The sequence below is a fragment of the Ectothiorhodospira marina genome (assembly GCF_900109495.1).
Classification (GTDB): Bacteria; Pseudomonadota; Gammaproteobacteria; order Ectothiorhodospirales; family Ectothiorhodospiraceae; genus Ectothiorhodospira; species Ectothiorhodospira marina.
The window spans coordinates 81,780-102,314 of the sequence record NZ_FOAA01000001.1 but is presented as its reverse complement, the minus strand read 5'-3'; the positions used below and the strand labels follow the sequence as shown (position 1 = coordinate 102,314).

20 protein-coding genes are annotated in these 20,535 nt (G+C 62.7%); 10 read left to right on the top strand and 10 right to left on the bottom strand.

The window, feature by feature from the left end:
* Positions 1 to 25: 25 nt before the first annotated feature.
* Positions 26 to 649 carry a GTP cyclohydrolase I FolE gene (gene folE, locus BMY52_RS00525; protein WP_090249534.1) on the bottom strand — a complete coding sequence of 208 codons (624 nt, stop codon included), beginning with the start codon at positions 647 to 649 and terminating at the stop codon, positions 26 to 28.
* A gap of 243 nt (positions 650 to 892) precedes the next feature.
* Here folE and BMY52_RS00520 point away from each other — a divergent pair, with 243 nt between their 5' ends.
* The 7 genes from BMY52_RS00520 to BMY52_RS00490 all read left to right on the top strand — a co-directional run bounded on the left by BMY52_RS00520 (position 893) and on the right by BMY52_RS00490 (position 6,857).
* Positions 893 to 2,236, top strand: coding sequence for an NAD(P)/FAD-dependent oxidoreductase (locus BMY52_RS00520; RefSeq protein WP_090249531.1), 1,344 nt, complete (start codon positions 893 to 895; stop codon positions 2,234 to 2,236).
* A complete protein-coding gene (locus tag BMY52_RS00515) occupies positions 2,233 to 3,042 on the top strand; it encodes a DUF1365 domain-containing protein (protein ID WP_425429212.1) in 810 nt (269 codons plus the stop codon). The genes BMY52_RS00520 and BMY52_RS00515 overlap by 4 nt, the downstream gene beginning before the upstream one ends.
* A complete protein-coding gene (locus tag BMY52_RS00510) occupies positions 3,042 to 4,274 on the top strand; it encodes an SAM-dependent methyltransferase (RefSeq protein ID WP_090249526.1) in 1,233 nt (410 codons plus the stop codon). Before BMY52_RS00515 ends, BMY52_RS00510 begins: the two co-directional genes overlap by 1 nt.
* Positions 4,275 to 4,303: 29 nt before the next feature.
* Positions 4,304 to 4,789: a DUF3833 domain-containing protein gene (locus BMY52_RS00505; RefSeq protein ID WP_090249523.1), complete on the top strand. Its 486-nt coding sequence runs from the start codon at positions 4,304 to 4,306 to the stop codon at positions 4,787 to 4,789.
* 237 nt (positions 4,790 to 5,026) lie between these two features.
* Positions 5,027 to 5,329, top strand: coding sequence for a high-potential iron-sulfur protein (locus BMY52_RS00500; protein ID WP_090249520.1), 303 nt, complete (start codon positions 5,027 to 5,029; stop codon positions 5,327 to 5,329).
* 99 nt (positions 5,330 to 5,428) lie between these two features.
* Positions 5,429 to 5,971 (top strand): DUF7931 domain-containing protein, encoded by a 543-nt coding sequence (locus BMY52_RS00495; protein ID WP_143050388.1) that lies wholly within the window; start codon positions 5,429 to 5,431, stop codon positions 5,969 to 5,971.
* Positions 5,972 to 6,047: 76 nt separating this feature from the next.
* On the top strand, positions 6,048 to 6,857 hold the full coding sequence (locus BMY52_RS00490; protein ID WP_090249514.1) for a proteasome-type protease: 810 nt from the start codon (positions 6,048 to 6,050) through the stop codon (positions 6,855 to 6,857).
* 36 nt (positions 6,858 to 6,893) lie between these two features.
* Here BMY52_RS00490 and BMY52_RS00485 read toward each other — a convergent pair whose 3' ends face one another.
* The 3 genes from BMY52_RS00485 to BMY52_RS00475 form a co-directional block, all read right to left on the bottom strand.
* Positions 6,894 to 7,844 (bottom strand): alpha-E domain-containing protein, encoded by a 951-nt coding sequence (locus BMY52_RS00485; protein WP_090249511.1) that lies wholly within the window; start codon positions 7,842 to 7,844, stop codon positions 6,894 to 6,896.
* A 3-nt stretch (positions 7,845 to 7,847) separates the two neighbouring features.
* Entirely contained in the window at positions 7,848 to 9,302 is a 1,455-nt protein-coding gene (locus tag BMY52_RS00480; RefSeq protein WP_090249508.1) for a circularly permuted type 2 ATP-grasp protein, read from the bottom strand.
* Positions 9,303 to 9,367: 65 nt separating this feature from the next.
* Positions 9,368 to 10,045 carry a class I SAM-dependent methyltransferase gene (locus tag BMY52_RS00475; RefSeq protein ID WP_090249506.1) on the bottom strand — a complete coding sequence of 226 codons (678 nt, stop codon included), beginning with the start codon at positions 10,043 to 10,045 and terminating at the stop codon, positions 9,368 to 9,370.
* A 136-nt stretch (positions 10,046 to 10,181) separates the two neighbouring features.
* Between BMY52_RS00475 and BMY52_RS00470 the strand changes: the two genes are divergently transcribed.
* Both BMY52_RS00470 and BMY52_RS00465 read left to right on the top strand, forming a co-directional pair.
* Entirely contained in the window at positions 10,182 to 11,141 is a 960-nt protein-coding gene (locus BMY52_RS00470; RefSeq protein ID WP_090249504.1) for a hydrolase, read from the top strand.
* 94 nt (positions 11,142 to 11,235) lie between these two features.
* Positions 11,236 to 12,636, top strand: coding sequence for an alanine/glycine:cation symporter family protein (locus tag BMY52_RS00465; protein WP_425429216.1), 1,401 nt, complete (start codon positions 11,236 to 11,238; stop codon positions 12,634 to 12,636).
* Between the two features lie 84 nt (positions 12,637 to 12,720).
* Here the strand turns inward: BMY52_RS00465 and BMY52_RS00460 are convergent, their stop codons facing one another.
* The gene (locus tag BMY52_RS00460; protein ID WP_090249499.1) at positions 12,721 to 12,915 is read right to left on the bottom strand and encodes a hypothetical protein; all 195 of its coding nucleotides are present in this window, start codon (positions 12,913 to 12,915) and stop codon (positions 12,721 to 12,723) included.
* 266 nt (positions 12,916 to 13,181) lie between these two features.
* Here BMY52_RS00460 and BMY52_RS00455 point away from each other — a divergent pair, with 266 nt between their 5' ends.
* A complete protein-coding gene (locus BMY52_RS00455; protein WP_090250452.1) occupies positions 13,182 to 13,586 on the top strand; it encodes a cytochrome b5 domain-containing protein in 405 nt (134 codons plus the stop codon).
* A 259-nt stretch (positions 13,587 to 13,845) separates the two neighbouring features.
* Here BMY52_RS00455 and pnp read toward each other — a convergent pair whose 3' ends face one another.
* The 5 genes from pnp to infB form a co-directional block, all read right to left on the bottom strand.
* Positions 13,846 to 15,936 carry a polyribonucleotide nucleotidyltransferase gene (gene pnp / locus BMY52_RS00450; protein ID WP_090249497.1) on the bottom strand — a complete coding sequence of 697 codons (2,091 nt, stop codon included), beginning with the start codon at positions 15,934 to 15,936 and terminating at the stop codon, positions 13,846 to 13,848.
* Positions 15,937 to 15,991: 55 nt separating this feature from the next.
* Entirely contained in the window at positions 15,992 to 16,261 is a 270-nt protein-coding gene (rpsO, locus tag BMY52_RS00445) for a 30S ribosomal protein S15 (RefSeq protein WP_090249494.1), read from the bottom strand.
* Between the two features lie 144 nt (positions 16,262 to 16,405).
* On the bottom strand, positions 16,406 to 17,326 hold the full coding sequence (truB, locus tag BMY52_RS00440) for a tRNA pseudouridine(55) synthase TruB (RefSeq protein WP_090249492.1): 921 nt from the start codon (positions 17,324 to 17,326) through the stop codon (positions 16,406 to 16,408).
* Positions 17,323 to 17,718 carry a 30S ribosome-binding factor RbfA gene (rbfA, locus tag BMY52_RS00435; protein WP_090249490.1) on the bottom strand — a complete coding sequence of 132 codons (396 nt, stop codon included), beginning with the start codon at positions 17,716 to 17,718 and terminating at the stop codon, positions 17,323 to 17,325. Before rbfA ends, truB begins: the two co-directional genes overlap by 4 nt.
* Positions 17,719 to 17,781: 63 nt before the next feature.
* Entirely contained in the window at positions 17,782 to 20,511 is a 2,730-nt protein-coding gene (gene infB, locus BMY52_RS00430; protein ID WP_090249487.1) for a translation initiation factor IF-2, read from the bottom strand.
* Positions 20,512 to 20,535 lie beyond the last annotated feature (24 nt).

The following is a 20,535-nucleotide window of genomic DNA, read 5'->3' as shown; positions in this document are numbered from 1 at the left end:
TCCAGGGACAGGACGGCAAACCTCTTCAACGGTCGCGGCGGATCAGGTCCAGGAACTCCGCTCGGGTACGGGCATCATCACGGAAGTTACCCAGCATCACCGAGGTGAGCATGGCGGAGTTCTGCTTTTCCACGCCGCGCATCATCATGCACATGTGGCGGGCCTCGGCCACCACGCCGACCCCCCGCGCGCCGGTGACGTCCATCACCGCCTGGGCAATCTCGCGGGTCAGGCTCTCCTGAATCTGCAGGCGCCGGGCAAACATGTCCACGATGCGGGCGATCTTGGACAGACCGATCACCTTGCCATCGGGGATATAGGCCACATGACACTTGCCGATGATCGGCAACAGATGATGTTCGCAGATGGAATAGAGCTCGATGTCCTTGACCAGCACCATCTCGTCGCTGTCCGACGTGAACAGCGCCCCGTTCACCAACTCGTCGAGGGACTGATGATAGCCACTGGTGAGATATTGCATCGCCTTGGCAGCCCTGAGCGGTGTGCCCTTGAGCCCTTCGCGCCCCGGATCCTCCCCCAAGCCCGCAAGGATCAGGCGATAGTGTTCGGCAAGTTCATCGGCCGACAGGGATGCATCAGCTTCCACCGGATCTTCGCCTCCGGCAATCTTCGCGACAGTCTTTGTCATGGCCTTTTCCCCGTGCAGGTGACAGCATGTATGTATTCTCGGTGCATGTTCCCATTGCCCAGGCATCGGGCATCGCCCTGTGCTCTGGGTTGACGCGATCACCGGTGCTCAACCCTTGTACCGGGTCTTGCCACCATCGTATGGTCACGGTCTGCGGAACCACCCTCGAAAACCTTGTACAACAAAAATCAAAGCTTGTACAGTTAATGTATAAGAATCCTTTTTCAGGACCAGGGGAATGACATGGCTCGCGAACGTATCGCCATCATCGGCGCAGGGATCTCGGGATTGGCCAGCGCCTGGCTGCTGTCACCACAACATGATGTGACAGTATTCGAGAAGAATGATTACATCGGCGGCCACACCCATACCGTCGATGTCCCCGGGGATCAGGGGCCCCGGGGTGTGGATACCGGATTCATGGTGTTCAATCACCGCAACTACCCTCACCTCAAGGCCCTGTTTGCCCATCTGGGCATTGAATCCCAACCCACGGACATGTCCTTCTCGGCCTCCGTGGGCGAAGGTCGGCTGGAGTACGCAGGCTCGGACCTGAACACCCTGTTTGCCCAGCGGCGCAATCTGTTCAAGCCTCGCTTCCTGCGCATGCTGCGTGACATCGTCCGGTTCAACCGCACCGGCAAGGCCCTGCTTCAGCACGGCAGCGTGCCCCAGGTGACCTTGGGTGGCTATCTGATTCAGGAGCGGTACGGCCCGGGTTTCCGTGATGACTATCTGCTGCCCATGGCCGCGGCGATCTGGTCCTGCCCCACCCATCGCATGCTGGATTTCCCGCTGGAATCCTTCCTCAATTTCTTTTCCAACCACGGGCTTCTGGATCTGGCCGACCGCCCCCAGTGGCATACGGTGAAAGGCGGGAGCCGACAGTATGTCCGGGAGATGCTCAAGGCCCTGCCCGACGATGTGCACGTGCGTCGACGGGTCGTGGCCGTGCAGCGTCAGGAGGCACAGATACGGGTGATCACCGATGACAGGGGCGAACATCGGTTTGACAAGGTGGTTTTCGGCTGCCATGCCGATGAGGTGCTGGGCATGCTGGAGGATCCGACCGAAGCGGAATCCCGCATACTGCAATGCTTCACCTACCAGCCCAACCGGACACTGCTGCACACCGATACCCGCCTGATGCCGCGCCTGAAGCGTGTCTGGTCCTCCTGGAACTACATGGCCCGGCAGCGCTCCGCCGATACGCCAGCCAACGCCGTCTCGGTGACCTACTGGATGAATCGCCTGCAGGCCCTGGAGGAATCCCGGGACTACCTGGTGAGCCTCAACCCACTGATTGAGCCGCGGGAAGACACCATCATCCGGGAGATCAGCTACCACCACCCGGTGTTCGACCAGCGCGCCATGGAGGCCCAGAAGCAGCTCCCCGACCTGCAGGGGGCCGACCGGATCTTCTTCTGCGGCGCCTGGACGGGATACGGCTTCCACGAGGACGGCCTGCGATCGGCCATTCAGGTGGCCGGACGTTTGGGTGTCTCTCCGCCCTGGAGCATTCCCCGCGAAACGGCTGGCGCCGAGGCAACGCAACCTTCCGGCGTGGTCGGCACGGAGGCATCATGAACGCGTCCGACGAAGACTCTGGCACCCCCTCGGGTCTGATGGACATCGTTGATGGGCGCCTCTACCGAACCCGGGTCATGCATCGGCGCCTTTTCCCAGTGGACTATCGCTTCATCTATCGGGTTTTCAGCCTGGTGGTGGACGTGGATCAGATGGATGCCCTGGATCGGCGCCTGCGGATCTTCTCGGTCAACCGCTTCAACCTCCTGAGCCTGGATGATCGCGACCATGGTGCCCGTGATGGCACGCCACTCCGCCCCTGGGCAGATGCTGAACTGGCCCGGAAGGGAGTGGACCTGGAGGGGGGGCGCATCTTCCTGCTGGCCTTCCCCCGTGTACTGGGCTATGTGTTCAACCCCCTGAGCCTCTGGTACTGCCTGCACCGGGACGGCAGCCCGCGCGCCATCATCTGCGAGGTGAGCAATACACTGGGGGATTGCCATCACTATGTGCTGCACAACGACGGTCAGCCCTTGGCCTGGCCGGTGCGGGCCAACCAGGACAAGCTGTTCTACGTTTCCCCCTTCATCGAGATGGATGCACGCTACCAGTTCCGGCTATCGGAACCCGGACAGGGTCTGAGCGTTCTCATCCATGAATACCAGCAGTCGCAACTCATGCTGGCCGCCAGCCAGACAGGGCAGGCGCGCCCGCTCACCGACCGGGAACTGCTCAAGGCCGTGGCGGCCATGCCCCTGATGACCTTCAAGGTGATCCTTGGCATCCACTGGCAGGCCCTGAAGATCTGGTGGCGCGGCGGGCGTTACTACAGCAAGCCCAGCTCATCCTCAGAGGAAATGAACTGATGTCCCTGGAACAGACACCCACCCAGACCCGCAGTACCCTGGGCGCCCGCACCGGCGGACTGGCCATGCGGTTTCTGCTTCGCCGGCTGCAGGGCCTGCACTCGGGGGAGTTGCTGATCATCGGCCCCGATGGCAGCGAGCACCGGGTGCAGGGCACCCACCCTGGAGGCCGGGGCACCCTCCGGATCCACCGTCCGGGTGTACTGGTGCGGCGCCTGCTGTCCCGGGGCCTGGTGGGCCTGGGCGAGGGCTACATGGTGGGGGACTGGGACACACCGGATCTGCAGGCCCTGCTGACCATGGGGTCGGTCAATCAGGAATACATCCGCAGCCTGGTTTACAGCGCCTTCTGGTCGCGCGTGGCGGATTTCATGCGCCACCGGTTCCGTGCCAACAGCCGCGATGGCAGCCGCCGCAACATCTCGTTCCACTACGACCTGGGGAACGACTTTTACCGCCTGTGGCTGGACGAAACCATGACCTACTCCTGCGCCCTGCTGGATCAGGAGGATGAGCCCCTGGAGGCCGCCCAGCAGCGCAAGTATGCCCGCCTGCTGGAGCACCTGGATGCCGCGCCTGGCGCGCACATCCTGGAAATCGGCTGCGGCTGGGGCGGCTTTGCCGAATACGCCGCCCGCCAGGGCTACCGGGTCACCGGCGTGACCCTCTCCCGCGAACAACTGGACTACGCGCAGGCACGCCTGGAGGCCGCAGGCCTGGCCGACCAGGTTGACCTGCGCCTGCAGGACTACCGGGACGTGGACGGACAATTCGACCATGTGGTGTCCATCGAGATGTTCGAGGCCGTGGGCGAACGCTGGTGGCCCACCTGGTTCGAGACAGTGCATAAAAGCCTGAAACCCGGTGGGCGCGCTGCCGTACAGGTGATCACCATTGATGAAGGCGCCTTTAGCTATTACCGCCGGGCCGCGGATTTCATCCAGTTGTACATCTTCCCCGGCGGCATGCTGCCCACGGTGGAGGTCTTCGGGGAATGCGCGAGCAAGGCTGGTCTGCGCCTGCGCCACAGTGAGTTTTATGGGGAGGCCTACGCACGCACCCTGGACCGGTGGTACCAGCGGGTGCAGGAACAATCCGCTGCGATCCTCTCCCTGGGCGCCTATGACGAGCGCTTTTTGCGCACCTGGCGTTTCTACCTGGCCTACTGCGAGGCGGGCTTCCGTTCCCGTAACACGGACCTGATGCATGCCGTGCTGGAAGCCCCCGCCTGATTCCGTTGCCGTCACCTTGGAGGTGAGCCATGAAGATCGAGGCATTCAAAGACCGCACCCCCGCCCTGGACCTGGAGGCCTATTTCGACGGCCCGGTAAAGGCCTGGGGCCTGTTCCAGGATCGATTTGGCACGGTGCACCGCCAGTTCACCGTGGATATTCAGGGGCGCGTCGAGGGGGATGAACTGATACTGGAGGAAGACTTCCTCTATGACGATGGTGAAAAGGACCGGCGCGTCTGGCGTCTCAAGCGCCTGGACGCTCAACATTACGAGGGACGCGCCGATGATGTGGAGGGGGCGGCCAAAGGCAAGCTCTGCGGCCAGGCCTTCAATTTCACCTATGTCCTGCGCCTTCCCATCGGCGGCCGCATCTGGCGGGTGAATTTCGACGACTGGATGTTCATGCATGAAGACGGCGTCTTGGTCAATCGTGCGGTGATGAGCAAGTTCGGCATCCGGCTGGGGGACGTCACGCTGTTCTTCCGTCGGGTCAGTGATACGCCCACCCAATGACCCCATGCCCGGGGTCAATCACTGCAGGATGATTTTCCCATCAAGACTAGCCCTGAGGCGCCATTTATTGGATACTTACCGGAATAAAGGTAAGGCCTTCAGGAATGATTTTTCTCAGTCACTGAAGGCTGTTAGCAAGACGGGCCCAGCCCGCTGAATCGGGATCACCGGATGATCGGGGCAAAGAACCCCGCATCGGCCCCGTTGATATCATCGCGAGACGCTAGGAGTAAGAGAATGAAAAAGCAAGATGTCAGCCGCAGAAGCTTCCTGAAATTCGGTGTCGCCGGCCTGGTGGCCGTGCCCGTGGCCGGCCTGGGCTGGACCACCACCGCTGCTGCCGCCGATCGCCTGGATCCCGAATCCGCCGAGGCCCAGGCCCTGCAGTACACCGCCAACTCCGAAACCGAAGGTCAGAGCTGCTCCACCTGCCTGCTGTACAACGACCCCACCCAGGAAGAGTGGGGCCCCTGCGCCGTATTCCCCGGTAAGGTCGTGTCCGCCAACGGCTGGTGCACTGCCTGGGTTGCCCGCGGCTGATCCAGCCTCGGATGACCGATCCGCAACAGCGCCTGCCTCCGGTGGGCCTGTTGTCCAAGACCCGCCCCGCGCGGGTCTTCTCGTTTGGAGGCCCTCACCATGTACGCCACCTCCGCTCAGCCCCTGATGGAACACCCGGAACACTATCTGCTCGGTCGGACGGATAGCGACATCACCCTGGACGCCCCTGAACACCTGCGCCTTGCCGTGCAACGTATGGTGGAACAGGCCCGGCGCAGCCTCTGGCTGACCAGCCGGCACCTGGATCCGGCCATCTTTGATGACCCGGCGGTAGTGGAACCCCTCTCCCGACTGGCTCGTCACAGTCGCCATGTGGACATCCGCATCCTGATCCAGGACAGCGATCCGCTTCGGGGCACCAGCCACCGTCTCATCCACCTGGCCCAGCGCCTGAGCAGTCGCGTACACGTCCGCCGCATGGGGGAACCGGATCGGCGTTCCGTGGTGGAGGCCTTTCTCATTGCCGATCGCCAAGGCCTCATCCACCAGCCTCAGGCCCTGCGTTATCAGGCGGTGGCCAATTTTCACACTCCCCGGCGATCCAGGCTCATGGGTGAACAGTTCATGACTCACTGGGACGCGGGGGAGCCGGATCCCCATCTACGGCGGTTGCACCTGTGATTGATCCTGCGGCATTGACGCCCGGTGCAACCCCCTCCTACTATGCCTTACCGCCGCTCAGGAACCACATCCCTCAATGACCTATTGCCTCGCCATCACCATGGACGCCGGGCTGGTATTCGCCTCGGACTCACGCACCAACGCCGGTGCCGACCAGGTGAGCACCTACAGCAAGATGCATACCTTCGAGGTGGATGAGGACCGTGTCTTCGTCCTGCTCACCGCCGGCAATCTGGCCACCACCCAGGCCGTACTGGCCCGGCTCAAGCGTGACATCGAAGACAATGTAGAGGAAAGCCTGCACACCGTACGGGGCATGTCCGACGCGGCCGAGTACCTGGGCCGGGTGAATCGCGAAGAGCAGGAAAAACATGGTGAGGCCCTCACCAAGGCCGGCTTCCGGGCCGATGCCTCGTTCATCATCGGCGGCCAGTTCGCCGGACAGGAACCGGAGATCTACCTGGTCTATCCCCAGGGCAATTTCATCACGGCATCCTCTCATACCCGCTTCCTGCAAATCGGCGAGAGCAAGTACGGCAAACCCATCCTGGATCGCATCGTCAGCCACGACGGCGACCTGGGTGACGCCGCGCGCTGCGCCCTGGTGTCCATCGACTCCACCATGCGCTCCAACGTCACGGTGGGCCCGCCCATCGAGGTGATCGTCTACGAGCGCGACAGCCTGACCTTTGAGCACTATCTGTGCCTGGAGGCAGACGATACCTATCTCACCGACCTGAAGCGGGCCTGGGACGACAACATCAAGGCCGCCTTCCGTGACCTGCCCCGCTTTGACTGGGAAGCGGCCCGTGGAAGCAAACGCCGCGGCACAGAGGTCACGGTCAACCGGCGCAGTACCCGCAAACCCTCCAAGAAAACCGGCTGAGCGCCCTCGGGGCGCCCCGCCCCGGGGGCGCCTGCCTCAGGCCGCCTTGTCCAGGCGGAACCAAGTCTCCGCCACGAGGCCATGCAGTTCCGCCATCTCCTTTTGCAGGTCATCGATGAAGCGATGCAACTCCTTGGGCTCAAGCAGCTTGTCCACCTGGGAGTCCACGGCATGGCGCTTCACCTGCATGGCCATGCGCAGGGGGATGTCATTGCGAGGCAGGTTGGCCAGGCTGTGCTCCACCTCCGCCAGGGCATGACCGATGGAGCGCGGAAACTCCGGATCCTGCACCAGGAAACGCAGCACGTCGGCCGCGTTGATCCGCCGCCGTACATGCTGACGGTACATCTGGAAGGCACTCAGGGATTTGAGGATGTTGATCCACAGCAAGCCTTCAAAGGGTGAGATATCCTCATCCACCTCCTTTCCACGGGCCAGCAAGCCCACTGCCCCCACATCCAACAGGCGTGATGTCATATCCGCCCGTTCCAGATTGCGCCCTGCCTTGATCAGATCATAGGCATGGTCGTGGCTCATGGTGCCCGCCAGCATCCCGGTGATCTGCTGGCAGCGGCTGCGGATCTGAGACAGGTAACGATAACGCCCCCGCTTACCCTCTCCCGCATCCAGGTTGAAGCGGGCGTAGAGGTGCAGTTCGTTCACTGTCTCCCAGACCTCGGTGGGCACCCGATCCCGCGTGGTCCGCACATTCTCGCGGGCGCTGTTCAGGGCATTGAGGATCGACCCCGGGTTGGCCGGGTCCCCCAGGAGAAACTTGACCACATTGGCCTCGTTGTACTCGGAGTAACGGTCCTCGAACACCGCCTCGCTACCCGTGATGGATACCAGCCCCGCCCAGGAGACCCGGGTTTGATAGGGCATGTCCAGGGCCAGATGATTGAAGGCGGTGACCATGCGGGCCGTGTTTTCGGTCCGCTCGATATAGCGGGCCATCCAGTAAAGCCGTTCTGCGACGCGTGAAAGCATGTGTCAGTCCCGGGTATCCGTGTCAACGATCCAGGTGTCCTTGCTGCCGCCCCCTTGAGAAGAGTTCACCACCAGGGAGCCCTTGCGCAAGGCCACCCGTGTCAACCCCCCCGCGGTCACATCCGTGCGCACCCCCTGGAGCACGAAGGGGCGAAGATCCAGGTGCCGCGGCTCCAGATGCCCGTCACACAACGTGGGGGATGTGGACAACTTGAGCGTAGGTTGGGCGATATAGTTACGCGGATCGCGCTTGATGAGCTCGGCAAACTCCTCCAACTGGGTGGGCGTGGCATGGGGGCCGATGATCATTCCATACCCTCCCGACTCATTGGCCGGTTTGACCACCAGTTGATCCAGGTTGGCCAGTACGTGTTCCCGCTCCTTATCGTCCATGCACAGATAAGTGGGCACATTGGACAGGATGGGTTCCTCGTCCAGATAGTAGCGGATCATCTTGGGCACGAAGGCATACACCACCTTGTCATCGGCCACACCGGCCCCTGGAGCATTCACCAGTGCCACGTTTCCAGCCCGCCAGGCCCGCATCACGCCCGGGACGCCCAGCATGGAGTCAGGGTTGAAGGCCTCCGGATCCAGGAACAGGTCATCAATGCGACGATAGATCACGTCCACCCGTTCCAGACCGTCGATGGTGCGCATGTAGACGCAATCATCATCGCAGACCACCAGGTCGGCCCCCTCCACCAACTCCGCTCCCATGCGCTGGGCCAGATAGGCATGCTCGAAGTAAGCGGAGTTATAAATACCCGGGGTGAGGACAACCACCTCGGGATAATCCAGCGGGCGGGGCGAGAGGCTGGCCAGCATGTCGAAGAGCTGGGAGGGGTACTCATCCACGGGCTGGATGCTGTAATTCTCGAACAACTCCGGGAACACCCGCTTGGTCACCTGGCGGTTCTCCAGCATGTACGACACCCCCGAGGGGACGCGCAGGTTGTCCTCCAGCACATAGAAGCTGCCATCGGCATCCCGCACCAGGTCGGAGCCGCAGATATGCGCCCATACCCCATGGGTGGGCTGAATGCCTCGACATTGCTCACGGAAATTGCGGGATTGGGACAGGATCTCGGCCGGAAAGATCTTGTCCTTGACGATGCGCTGTTCGTTGTAGATGTCGCTGATGAACATGTTCAGGGCCGTAAGGCGCTGGCGCAATCCAGCCTCCACACGGCGCCATTCAGTCCGCGGGATGATTCGGGGGATGATGTCGAAGGGCCAGGCACGGTCGATATTGCCGCCTTCCGTATACACCGTGAAGCTGATGCCCATCTCCATGATGGCGTGTTCGGCCGCCTGCTTGCGCTCGTGTATCTCGGCGTCGCCAAGGGAGCGCAGATAATCGGTCAGGGTCTTGGCTGCCGGACGCGGGATGCCCGGGGCACTGATGAGTTCATCGTAAAATCCGTTGGGGTCGTACGCCTTCCAGTCGATGCTCATAGGGGACTCTTGAATGGATGGGTCCATCATCCCCACCGGGGACGCAGGACAGGTCGCGATGGGGATCAGCCGGGCTGATCCGCCGCGCGAGGCGTCAGGGACTGCTCCGCTTCCGCCAGGGGCGCCTCGCCATTGCGGTAATGCACCAGCTTCCAGTAACCGAACAGGTTGGTCTTGTGCACACCCACGCGGTTGAGACCAGGAAGCTCGGGCAGGCTGTCCAGTTCCATGTCGGGCCTGAAACCCACCAGGCGTGACAGGGGCCGCAAGGCGCGTTCCACGCGGCGCACAATGGGATGGCTGGAGGCAAAATGGTTGATCACCAACACATCACCGCCAGGAACGCAGACACGCTGCATCTCCCGCATGAGCTTGTCGGGGTTGGGCACCACCGAGGCCACGTACATGGCCACCACACAGTCGAAACTGTCATCGGCAAACGCCAGGGATTCCCCATCCATCTCCATGAGGGATTCCACCTGCTTGAGCTGGCCATCCTCGGCCCGACGCTTGGCGATCTGGAGCATCTCCGGGCTCACATCGATACCCACGACCCGGGCGTCTGCCCGGTAATCCGGCAGGGACAGGCCGGTCCCCACCCCCACCTCGAGTACGCGTGGCGCCGTTTCCGCGTTCACCATCTCCATTGCCATTCGCCGGCCACCGGCGAAGATGGGGCCAAACACGGCGTCGTAATATCGCGCGTAACGCCGATAGGCGCTCTTGATCGAGGAGAGATCCATGAGATCCTTTCCAGTATGGGAATATCCACCTGTTGTAACGACTCGAGTCCTCAGTTTCAAGTGACCGGACCGAGAAAACCACCATCCATCGGGGATTGATGACCGTTCCCGAAGCTCAGCCGGGAAACCGACGACCATGATCACGCAGGCCGATTTTCACCCGGCGCGCTGGTTACGGGGCAGCCATGTGCAAACCATTCTGCCCAACCTGTTGCGCCCTCGTCATTCCATCCCGCTGCGCCGCGAGCGCCTGGAACTGCCCGACGGCGATTTCCTGGATCTGGACTGGGCCCCCACCATGGACGGCCCGCTGGTGATCCTGTTTCACGGTCTGGAAGGCTCCAGCCGGTCCCCCTATGCGGCCGGGCTGATGCGCCGCTTGCACGACCAGGGCTTTCAGGCCCTCACCCTGCACTTTCGTGGCTGCAGCGGCGAACCCAACCGTCTGCCCCGCAGCTATTTCGCCGGCGACACCGGAGACATGGCCTGGGTCGTGGAACAACTGACCCAGCGCTTCCCCGAACGGCCGGTGGCAGGCATCGGCGTCTCCCTCGGCGGCAACGCCCTGCTCAAATGGCTGGGTGAGACGGGTGACACCAATCCGTTATCCGCAGCGGTGGCCATTTCCGTCCCTTTCGATCTGGACAAGGCTGCACGGCGCATGGAGCGGGGGCTCTCGCGCCTCTACCAGGGCTATCTGGTGGGACGCCTCCGCCGTTCCACTCAGGCCAAGTGCCGCCGCATGCCCCTGCCCATCGACTGCACTGCCCTGCCGCAATTACGTACCTTTCGGCAGTTTGATGATGCCGTCACCGCCCGCCTGCATGGTTTCAGGGATGTGGATGACTACTATGGTCAGTGCAGTTGTCGGCAGTACCTGCATGGCATCCGCACCCCCACGCTGATCCTGCATGCCATCGACGACCCCTTCATGAGCCCGGAGGTCATTCCCACCGAACCGGAGTTATCGTCCACCGTGCACCTGGAACTGGCTCACCATGGTGGCCATGTGGGCTTTGTGGAAGGCTGGGGTCGTTACTGGCTTGAGCGGCGTGTGCCTCACTGGCTCCAGCAGAGCCTGACAATGAGTGTTTGAGACTTGACGAGCAACCATTAAACTCTCCGCTGACGTGCATCAATAAAACCAACCAGAATATTCACCTGCTCAACAGGGGAGACAATACGTCATGATGCAAGGACTTCTCGCGGTCAACGACTGGGTCAACGGCATCGTCTGGGGCCCTCCTTTCATGATCCTGCTGGTGGGCACGGGGCTGTATCTCACCATTCGGTTGGGCTTTTTCCAGTTCACACACCTTCGCTTTGCCTGGCAACGCACCTTTGGCACGCTGTTCCGCCGTGATCAACAGGTGGAAAAAGGCGCCATCACGCCATTCCAGGCCGTCACCTCCGCCATGGCCGCCACCATCGGGGTGGGCAATATCGCCGGGGTGGCCACAGCCATCGCCCTTGGGGGACCCGGTGCCGTATTCTGGATGTGGATCGTGGCCCTGGTGGGCATGGCCACCAAGCTGGCTGAGGCCACCCTGGGCTTGAAATACCGCCAGGTCGACTCGGACGGCCGGGTCTCGGGGGGTGTTTTCTATTACATCGAATACGGCCTGGGCCGGAAATGGAAGTGGCTGGCCCTGGTCTATGCTTTCCTGGCTGGCCTGGCGGCCTTTGGCATCGGCAACATGGTACAGGCGAATACCATGGCCCACGCCCTGGAAACCAGCATGGGCGTGCCCAATTGGGCCACCGGCCTGGTGGTGATGTTCCTCGTGGGCCTGGTCACCCTGGGGGGGATCAAGCGCATCGCCGTGACTGCCGAACGCATCGTCCCCACCATGGCGCTGGTCTATATCATCGGCGCCGTGGGCATTCTGGTCAGCTTCTATGATCAGATCCCGGGGGCGTTTGCACAGATCTTCAACGGCGCCTTCACGCCAACCTCGGCCATCGGCGGTTTTGCCGGCGCCACGGTGGCCGGTGCCATCCGATACGGCATTGCCCGAGGCATTTTCTCCAACGAGGCGGGCCTGGGTTCGGCCTCCATCGTCCATGCGCAGGCCCGCAACAAGCCTTATGCCCAGGGTTTGTGGGGGATGTGGGAGGTCTTCGTCGATACGTTGGTGGTATGCACCATGACGGCCCTGGTGATCCTGGTCACTGGCGTGATCCAGACGGGGCAGACCGGAGCGGAACTCACCAGTAGCGCCTTCTCCACCGGCCTGCCGGGCCTGGGCGGATGGATCGTCCTGCTGTCCATTGTGCTGTTCTCCTACACTACCATGCTCACCTGGAATTTCTATGGTGAGAAAAGTTGGGAGTATGCCTTCGGCAAGCGGGTCGTCCTGCCCTACCGGATCATTTTCGTGTGCTTTTTATTCCTGGGTGCGATTGGCGGCCTGACCACCGTCTGGGACGTCTCGGACACCCTCAATGGCCTGATGGCGGCGCCCAATCTGCTCGCCCTGGTGCTCCTGGCCGGCGTACTGGTCAAGGAGAAGGTCCAGTATCTGAAGGAAGAGCGCGAGAAGGCCATGGCGGCCCGCAAGGGTTCGGGTGATAGCCAGGACGGCGGGTAAGCAGCATTCGTCACCAGGCACGCCCCACGGACCGCCTGTGAACGGTCCGTGGGGCTGGGGCGACAAGGCGGCCCTACGTCCCGGTCAGTCGCTGGACGTCTGGGCCTCGTTGCCCGGGCCCCAGGCGAAGATCCCCAACCCCAGCACGATCACCAGCAAGGCGGGGATCAAGTAGCCGATCACCCCCAGCCCCCCCATCTCGGGTGGGATATTTCCCACCCGATACAGCAACCAGGTCAGCCCCACCAGAAACACACCGATACCGATACCGATTCGCACGTCTGAAACCTCATTGACGGGGCGACGCGCCAGGCGCCGCCATTCAGGATGGATATCATCCAGACTCAGGATGCTAGCCGAGGAAGTCCGGGTACGCGACTCGTCCCCGCGTCATGATTGTCCGGGATCATTCAATCGCGCCTTCCGGGGTGGGAGGCTTATTCTCGGAGACTGGCTGATCCCTTAGTATGGGTCGGGTATGCTGGCGCGCCCAGGCCACCATCAATCACTACCGACTCCTGATAACCCCATCGAAGGATGACATCATGCCATCGACCCGCCGCGTCCGTTCCACCCCTCGCCGTCCATGGGAGACGACTGCGTTCGCGCTGGGGGCGCTCCTGATCCTGCCACTGGCCGCGCAGGCCGACGATCCCGCCCCATCACTGCCGGTGATCACTCAGGAAGAACTGGCGCAACATGATCAGCCTGAGGACTGCTGGAAGGCAATTCATGGCAAGGTCTACGACATCAGCGAGTATCTCCCCCAACACGCGGGTCCACCAGCGATGGTGGAGCCCTGGTGCGGCCGGGAGGCAACGGAGGCCTGGGAGACCAAAGGTTACGGAGCAGCGCACAGCGACGCCGCCAGGACCCTGCTGGAGGATTATCTCATTGGTATATATGAGGGGGAGCCGGAGGCGACGGCAGCAGATGGGCAACAGGACTGAACCTCGGGGCGTCCCGCCCCGCCCCTCATCCCCGGCCCTTCTCCCCAGAGGGGAGAAGGGAGATTCAAGGCTTCGGCCTGATGACAGGAAAAGGGAGATTCAAGGCTTCGGCCTGATGACAGGAGAAGGGAGATTCAAGGCTTCAGCCTGATGACAGGAGAAGGGAAACTCGGGGCTATGCCCTGATGACGGGAATGGCCAGGTTTTAGCCCCTCTCCCGCTGGCGGGAGAGGGGTTGGGGTGAGGGCGGTGGGGAAACTTACTCCCCCGACTCCACCGCCTTCATGCTCAGACGGATCCGGCCCTGCTTGTCCACTTCCAGCACCTTGACCTTGACCGTCTCGCCTTCCTTCACCTTGTCAGAGACACTCTCCACCCGCTCCTCAGAGATCTGGGAGATATGCACCAGGCCATCGCGGCCCGGCAGGATGGTCACAAAGGCACCGAAGTCCATGATCTTGGCCACGCGCCCCTCATAGACCCGACCCACTTCCACATCAGCGGTGATCTCCTCGATGCGGCGCTTGGCCTCCTCACCGGCTTCCTTGTCCACGGAGGCGATCTTGATCACACCCGAGTCATCGATGTCGATGGTGGCACCGGTTTCCTCGGTCAGGGCACGGATGGTGGCCCCTCCCTTACCGATCACATCACGGATCTTCTCCGGATTGATGCGCAGAGTGATGAAACGCGGCGCATAGGCAGACATCTCACCCCGCGGGGTGGTCATGACCTTACCCATCTCCTTCAGAATGTGCAGCCGACCTTCGCGAGCCTGGCCCAGGGCCTTTTCCATGATCTCACGGGTGATGCCGTCGATCTTGATGTCCATCTGCAGCGCAGTGACACCGCCTTCGGTACCAGCCACCTTGAAGTCCATATCGCCCAGGTGATCCTCGTCTCCGAGGATGTCCGACAGCACGGCGAAACGGTCCTGCTCCTTGATCAGTCCCATGGCAATACCGGCCACCGGCGCCTTCAGAGGCACACCTGCATCCATCAGTGCCAGGCTGGTACCGCAGACCGAAGCCATGGAACTGGAACCGTTGGACTCCGTGATCTCCGAGACCACCCGCAGCACGTAGGGGAAATCCTCGTCGGCCGGCATCACGCCCTGCACGCCCCGCTTGGCCAGACGGCCGTGACCGATCTCTCGGCGCTTGGGCGTACCCACCATACCGGTCTCGCCGGTGCAGTAGGGAGGGAAGTTATAATGCAGCATGAAGCGCTCACGACGCTCACCCTCGATGGCATCGATGACCTGGGAATCCCGGTCGGTGCCCAGGGTCGCGGTCACGATGGCCTGGGTTTCACCCCGGGTGAAGAGTGCCGAGCCATGGGTACGCGGCAGCACACCCACGCGCACGCCGATGGGACGCACGGTGGTGGTATCGCGCCCATCGATACGCGGCTGACCATCCAGAACCAGATCGCGCACAATGCGCTTCTCGATATCGTGGAAGATCTCCTTGATCTCATCAGCTTCGGGGGAGCCTTCCTCGCCATCGGCGAGGCGAGCCTTGACCTCATCGCGCAGTTCCTTGATGCGCGCGGTACGCTCCTGCTTTTCGGCGATCTTGTAGGCCTCGGTCAAATCCGACAGGCAGGCCTCCTCCACGCGGGCCCGCAGCGCCTTATCCTCTTCCGGCGGCTGCCAGTCCCAGGCGGGCTTGCCAGCCTCGGCCGCCAGTTCGCGGATGGCGTTGATGGCCACCTGCATCTGCTCGTGGCCGTACATCACGGCGCCCAGCATGACCTCTTCCGACAACTCCGTGGCCTCGGATTCCACCATGATGACGGCGTTCTGAGTGCCGGCCACCACCAGATCCAGCTGGGAGTCCTTCAGCGGGGTCAGGTCGGGGTTCAGCAGGTACTCGCCGTCCTGGTAGCCCACTCGAGCGGCACCAATCGGGCCGGCAAACGGCATGCCCGACAGGGCCACCGCAGCGGAGGCCCCCAGCAGGGCCGGGATATCCGGGTCCACTTCCGGATTCAGGGACATCACCGTGGCCACCACCTGCACCTCATTGGTGAAGCCCTTGGGGAACAGGGGCCGCAGGGGGCGGTCAATCAGCCGGCAGGTCAGGGTCTCTTTTTCCGAGGGCCGCCCTTCGCGCTTGAAGAACCCGCCGGGAATCCGCCCGGCGGCGTAAGTCCGTTCCTGATAGTTGACCGTCAGGGGGAAGAAATCCCGACCTGGCACGGCTTCCTTGCGGCCCACGGCCGTCACCAGCACCACGGTGCCGGCCACATCGACCATCACAGCGCCGGTGGCCTGGCGAGCGATCTCGCCGGTTTCGAAGGTGACGGTATGCTGACCGTACTGGAACGACTTGGTAATTGACGGCACGTTGTATCCCGGTTGGCTTGTTCTGAGTGGGCGCGGCAAAGGCCTTGCCGAAGACTTAGCGGCGCAGACCCAGGCTGCTGACCAGATCCTGATAGCGCTGCTGATCCTTGCTCTTGAGGTAGTCCAGCAGCTTGCGGCGCTGGTTGACCATCTTCAGCAGACCGCGACGGGAATGATGATCTTTCTTGTGCTTGGAGAAGTGCCCCATCAGGTGCTGGATACGTGCGGACAACAGGGCCACCTGGACTTCCGGGGAACCGGTGTCGGCGGCGTCGCGCTTGTACTTCTCGACGATATCTGACTTCACTTCACTGCTCAGGGACATTCTTGAAAACTCCTGGGATGGGATCTGGCCACACAGGGCCTCTGCATTCTTTTCTGAAGGCTCGCGATTCTATCACGCCCCCCCTTTGCAGAACAGGGGCTTGTGGATGCGGCCGGCGGGTCATGCGGGATCGTGAAAGGATCATCAGGTTGGCTGAACAATCAGCCGCTTGGGTGCCACCCGACCATCATCCAGCAGGCGGCCAACACCCAGGAAGCGGTCTCCGGGCCCGTACAGCCTCAAGTGCCCCCGGTGTGTCAGGCCAGGCACGAAGACCGCCTGCCCCTGCCCAAGATAAAAGGCGCTGTCGGCATCCAGGGTGACCGCCGGCCAGTGCTCCAGAGCCTCGTCCAGAGGCCTCAGAACCTCATCCAGGGCCTGGAAACCTTGCTCCGCCAGGGCCTCGATCTGCTCCAGGGTCACCATGTGAGGGTCTTCGAAGGGTGTCAGGCCGATGCGTCGCAAGGCAATCACATGGGCACCGCAGCCCAGGACTTCACCGATATCCTCCACCAGGGTACGGATATAGGTGCCCTTCGAGCACACCACATCCAGGGTGAGTGCCCCGTCGTCATGGGCCAGGCAGCGCAGGTCGTGAATGGTCACGGCCCGTGGTGGCCGCTCCACCTCCTGCCCCTTTCGGGCCAACTCATAAAGCCGCTGACCCTGGTGCTTGAGTGCCGAATACATCGGGGGGATCTGCTCGATGGGTCCACGAAACCTGGCCAGCGCCGATTCAATCCGGGCCGCATCCAGGTCGGGAACATCCCGGGTCTCAATCACCTCCCCCTCGGCGTCGCCGGTCAGGGTCTTCTGCCCCAGACGGCAGACCGTGTGATAGCGCTTATCGGCATCCAGAAGAAACCCGGAAACCTTGGTGGCCTCACCAAAACACAGGGGCAACAGGCCCGTGGCCAGCGGATCGAGACTGCCGGTATGGCCCGCCTTACGGGCACGGAGCAGATACTTGATCCGCTGCAGGGCCTGGTTGGAGGTGTAGCCCTGAGGCTTGTCCAGGAGGATCAGGCCGTGGACATCACGGCGCTGGATTTTCGGTTTGCTCATTGAGGGTCTTTGTCGTCGGAGGCATCCGGATGGCGAGCGCGATCACTGGCCACGGCCTCATCGATGAGAGCCGAGAGTCGAGCCCCCTTCGCCTGGGTATCATCATAGTGAAAATGCAGTTCCGGCACGGTGCGGATACGCATGCGCCGGCCCAGCTCGCGGCGCAGGAAACCGGCCGCCTGACGCAATCCCTGGGTGGTCCCCTCAATGGCGTCCTGATCCCCGAGCACAGTGAAGAAGACCTTCGCATGGGCCAGATCGCGACTCACCTCGACCCCCGAGAGGGTCAGCATCCCCACACGGGGATCCTTGACCTGCTCGCGGATCAGTTCGGCCAGTTCCCGCTGGATCTGGTCGCCCACTCGCTGTGAACGTGAAAAATCTTTGGGCATGTCAGAAACCCCGGGCGTTGGATGCCGTGGCGCGGCATCGATTCATATGGCGTGGCTCGGACTTCAGAGCGACCGCGCCACCTCAACTCGATGGTAGACCTCAATCTGGTCGCCGGGCTTCACATCATTGTAGTTTTTCACCGCAATACCGCATTCGGTTCCTGTCTTCACCTCGTTGACGTCATCCTTGAAGCGACGCAGGGACTCCAGCTCACCCTCATAGACGACCACGTTGTCACGCAGCACGCGGATGGGATTGCCCCGACGCACACTGCCTTCGATGACCAGACAGCCTGCAACCGCACCGAACTGGGAGGACTTGAACACATCCCGAACCTGGGCCAGACCAATGATCTCCTCGCGCATCTCCGGCGAAAGCAGACCGGAAAGGGCCTGTTTCACATCGTCGATGGCCTCGTAGATCACGCTGTAGTAGCGCAGGTCCACATCCATGTCGCTGGCCGCCTTGCGGGCGCCAGCATCGGCGCGAACGTTGAAGCCGATGATAATGGCCGTGGATGCGGTAGCCAGGTTCACGTCGGATTCGGTGATCCCCCCCACACCCGCTGACACGATCTTGACCTTCACCTCGTCGGTGGATAGCTTCTCCAACGAGTCGCGCAAGGCCTCGGCAGAGCCCTGAACATCCGCCTTGAGCAGGATATTGACCACCGAAGCAGCCCCCTCCTGCATCTGGCTGAACAGGTTCTCCAGCTTGGCCGCCTGCTGGGTGGCCAGCTTGGATTCGCGGAACTTGCCCTGACGGAACAGAGCCACTTCACGGGCCTTGCGTTCGTCCTGGACCACCAGCATGTCATCGCCGGCGTTGGGCACACCCGACAGGCCCAGCACCTCCACGGGCATGGACGGCCCCGCGGATTTCACCGGCTTGCCATTCTCGTCGAACATGGCGCGCACGCGGCCAAACTCCTGGCCAGTGAGGATCACTTCGCCCTTCTCCAGGGTGCCGGACTGGATCAGCAACGTGGCCACGGCCCCGCGCCCCTTGTCCAGCTTGGATTCCACCACCACGCCACGGGCCTGACCTTCGCTATGCGCCTTGAGCTCCATGAGCTCGGCCTGCAACTGGATGGCCTCCAGCAGTCGGTCAATGCCCTCGCCCGTTTTGGCGGAAACATGCACGAACTGGGTTTCGCCACCCCACTCTTCCGAAATGACGTTGTGCTGCGCCAGTTCACTCTTGACACGTTCCGGATCGGCTTCCGGCTTGTCGATCTTGTTGACCGCCACCACCATGGGCACTTCACCCGCCTGGGCGTGCTGAATGGCTTCCAGGGTCTGAGGCATCACGCCGTCATCCGCCGCCACAACCAGCACCACCACGTCGGTGACCTTGGCGCCACGGGCACGCATGGAGGTAAAGGCCGCGTGGCCTGGTGTATCCAGGAAGGTGATACCGGCACGATCCTTGAAGGGCACGTGATAGGCACCAATGTGCTGTGTAATGCCCCCGGCCTCGCCCTCGGCCACCTGGGTCAGGCGGATATGGTCCAGCAGGGAGGTCTTGCCATGGTCCACGTGACCCATCACGGTGACCACCGGTGGACGCAGCACCGCTTCCCCGCCCTGTTCGGTCTCCAGGGAAAGCTCTTCTTCCACCTCGGCTTCCTGCATGGGCTTGGCAATGTGCCCCATCTCCTCCACCACGAGGGTGGCCGTATCCTGGTCAATGGACTGGTTGATGGTGGCCATCACGCCCATGCCCATCAGGGTCTTGATCAATTCCGGCGCCTTGATGGCCATCTTCTGGGCCAGTTCGCCCACCGTCATGGTCTCGGGGATACCGACCTCGCGCACCACCGGCGCCGTGGGTCTTTCAAAGCCGTGCTTGCTAGGCGTGACAGCAGCCGCGGCGCGACCACCCTTGCCCTTGCCGCGACGTCCGCGCTTGTCGCTGGAGACGTGCAGCTCCTCGCGCTTGGACTTGCCGGCATCTTCCCGCTCCTTGCCACGACGACGCTTGCCACGGGGCTGGTCGGTGGAGGCCGGGGGCGGGGCCGCAGCAGGCCCCGGCGTGGGAGCGGGCGGCGCGGCAGCGGCGGCAGCGGCGGCACGCGCCTCGGCCTCGCGGCGCGCGGCCTCCTCGGCGGCCTGCCGGGTCTGCTGCTCGGCCTGCTGACGCGTTTCCTGTTCTGCTGCCTTGAGGACTTCAGCCTCCATGGCCTTGAGTTGTTCCTCGGCCAGACGCGCGGCCTCCTCAGCCTGACGCTTCTCTTCGGCGGCACGGGCATCGGCCTCGGCCTGTTCCTGCTCGGCCGTCTTCACTTCCTCGACAACCGGCGGCGTCTCGGGCTCGGGTGGCTGCTCAACGCTCCGCTCTGCCGGGGCCTTTGCCTGGACCTCGGCCTCAGGCTCGACAGCCTTCGTCTCGGGGGACTCGGGCAGGCTCTCAGGCTTGGCTTCCGGCGGGCTGGCCTCAGCCGACGAAGCGGCGGGGGCCTGCTGCTCGGGTTCAGCGGCCGCTCCACCACCCTTGACGTAGGTTCGGCGCTTACGCACCTCCACACTGACGGTCTTGGCACGCCCCTGGGCGCCCGCCACCTTCAACTCGGTGGTACTGCGGCGACGCAGCGTGATACGCCGCCCCTGGCCACCTTCTTCAGACTTGCCATGGGCCTTTCGCAGGTGCTCCAGCAGCTTGAACTTCTGCTCCTCGGTCACCATTTGATCGGGATCGGAGACGGACACGCCCGCTTCGGAGAGCTGCTCAAGCAGCCGCTCCACGGGCGTTCCCACCATCTCTGACAACTGTTTCACCGTAACGTCGGTCATGTGCCGTTACCTCCGATCTGAATG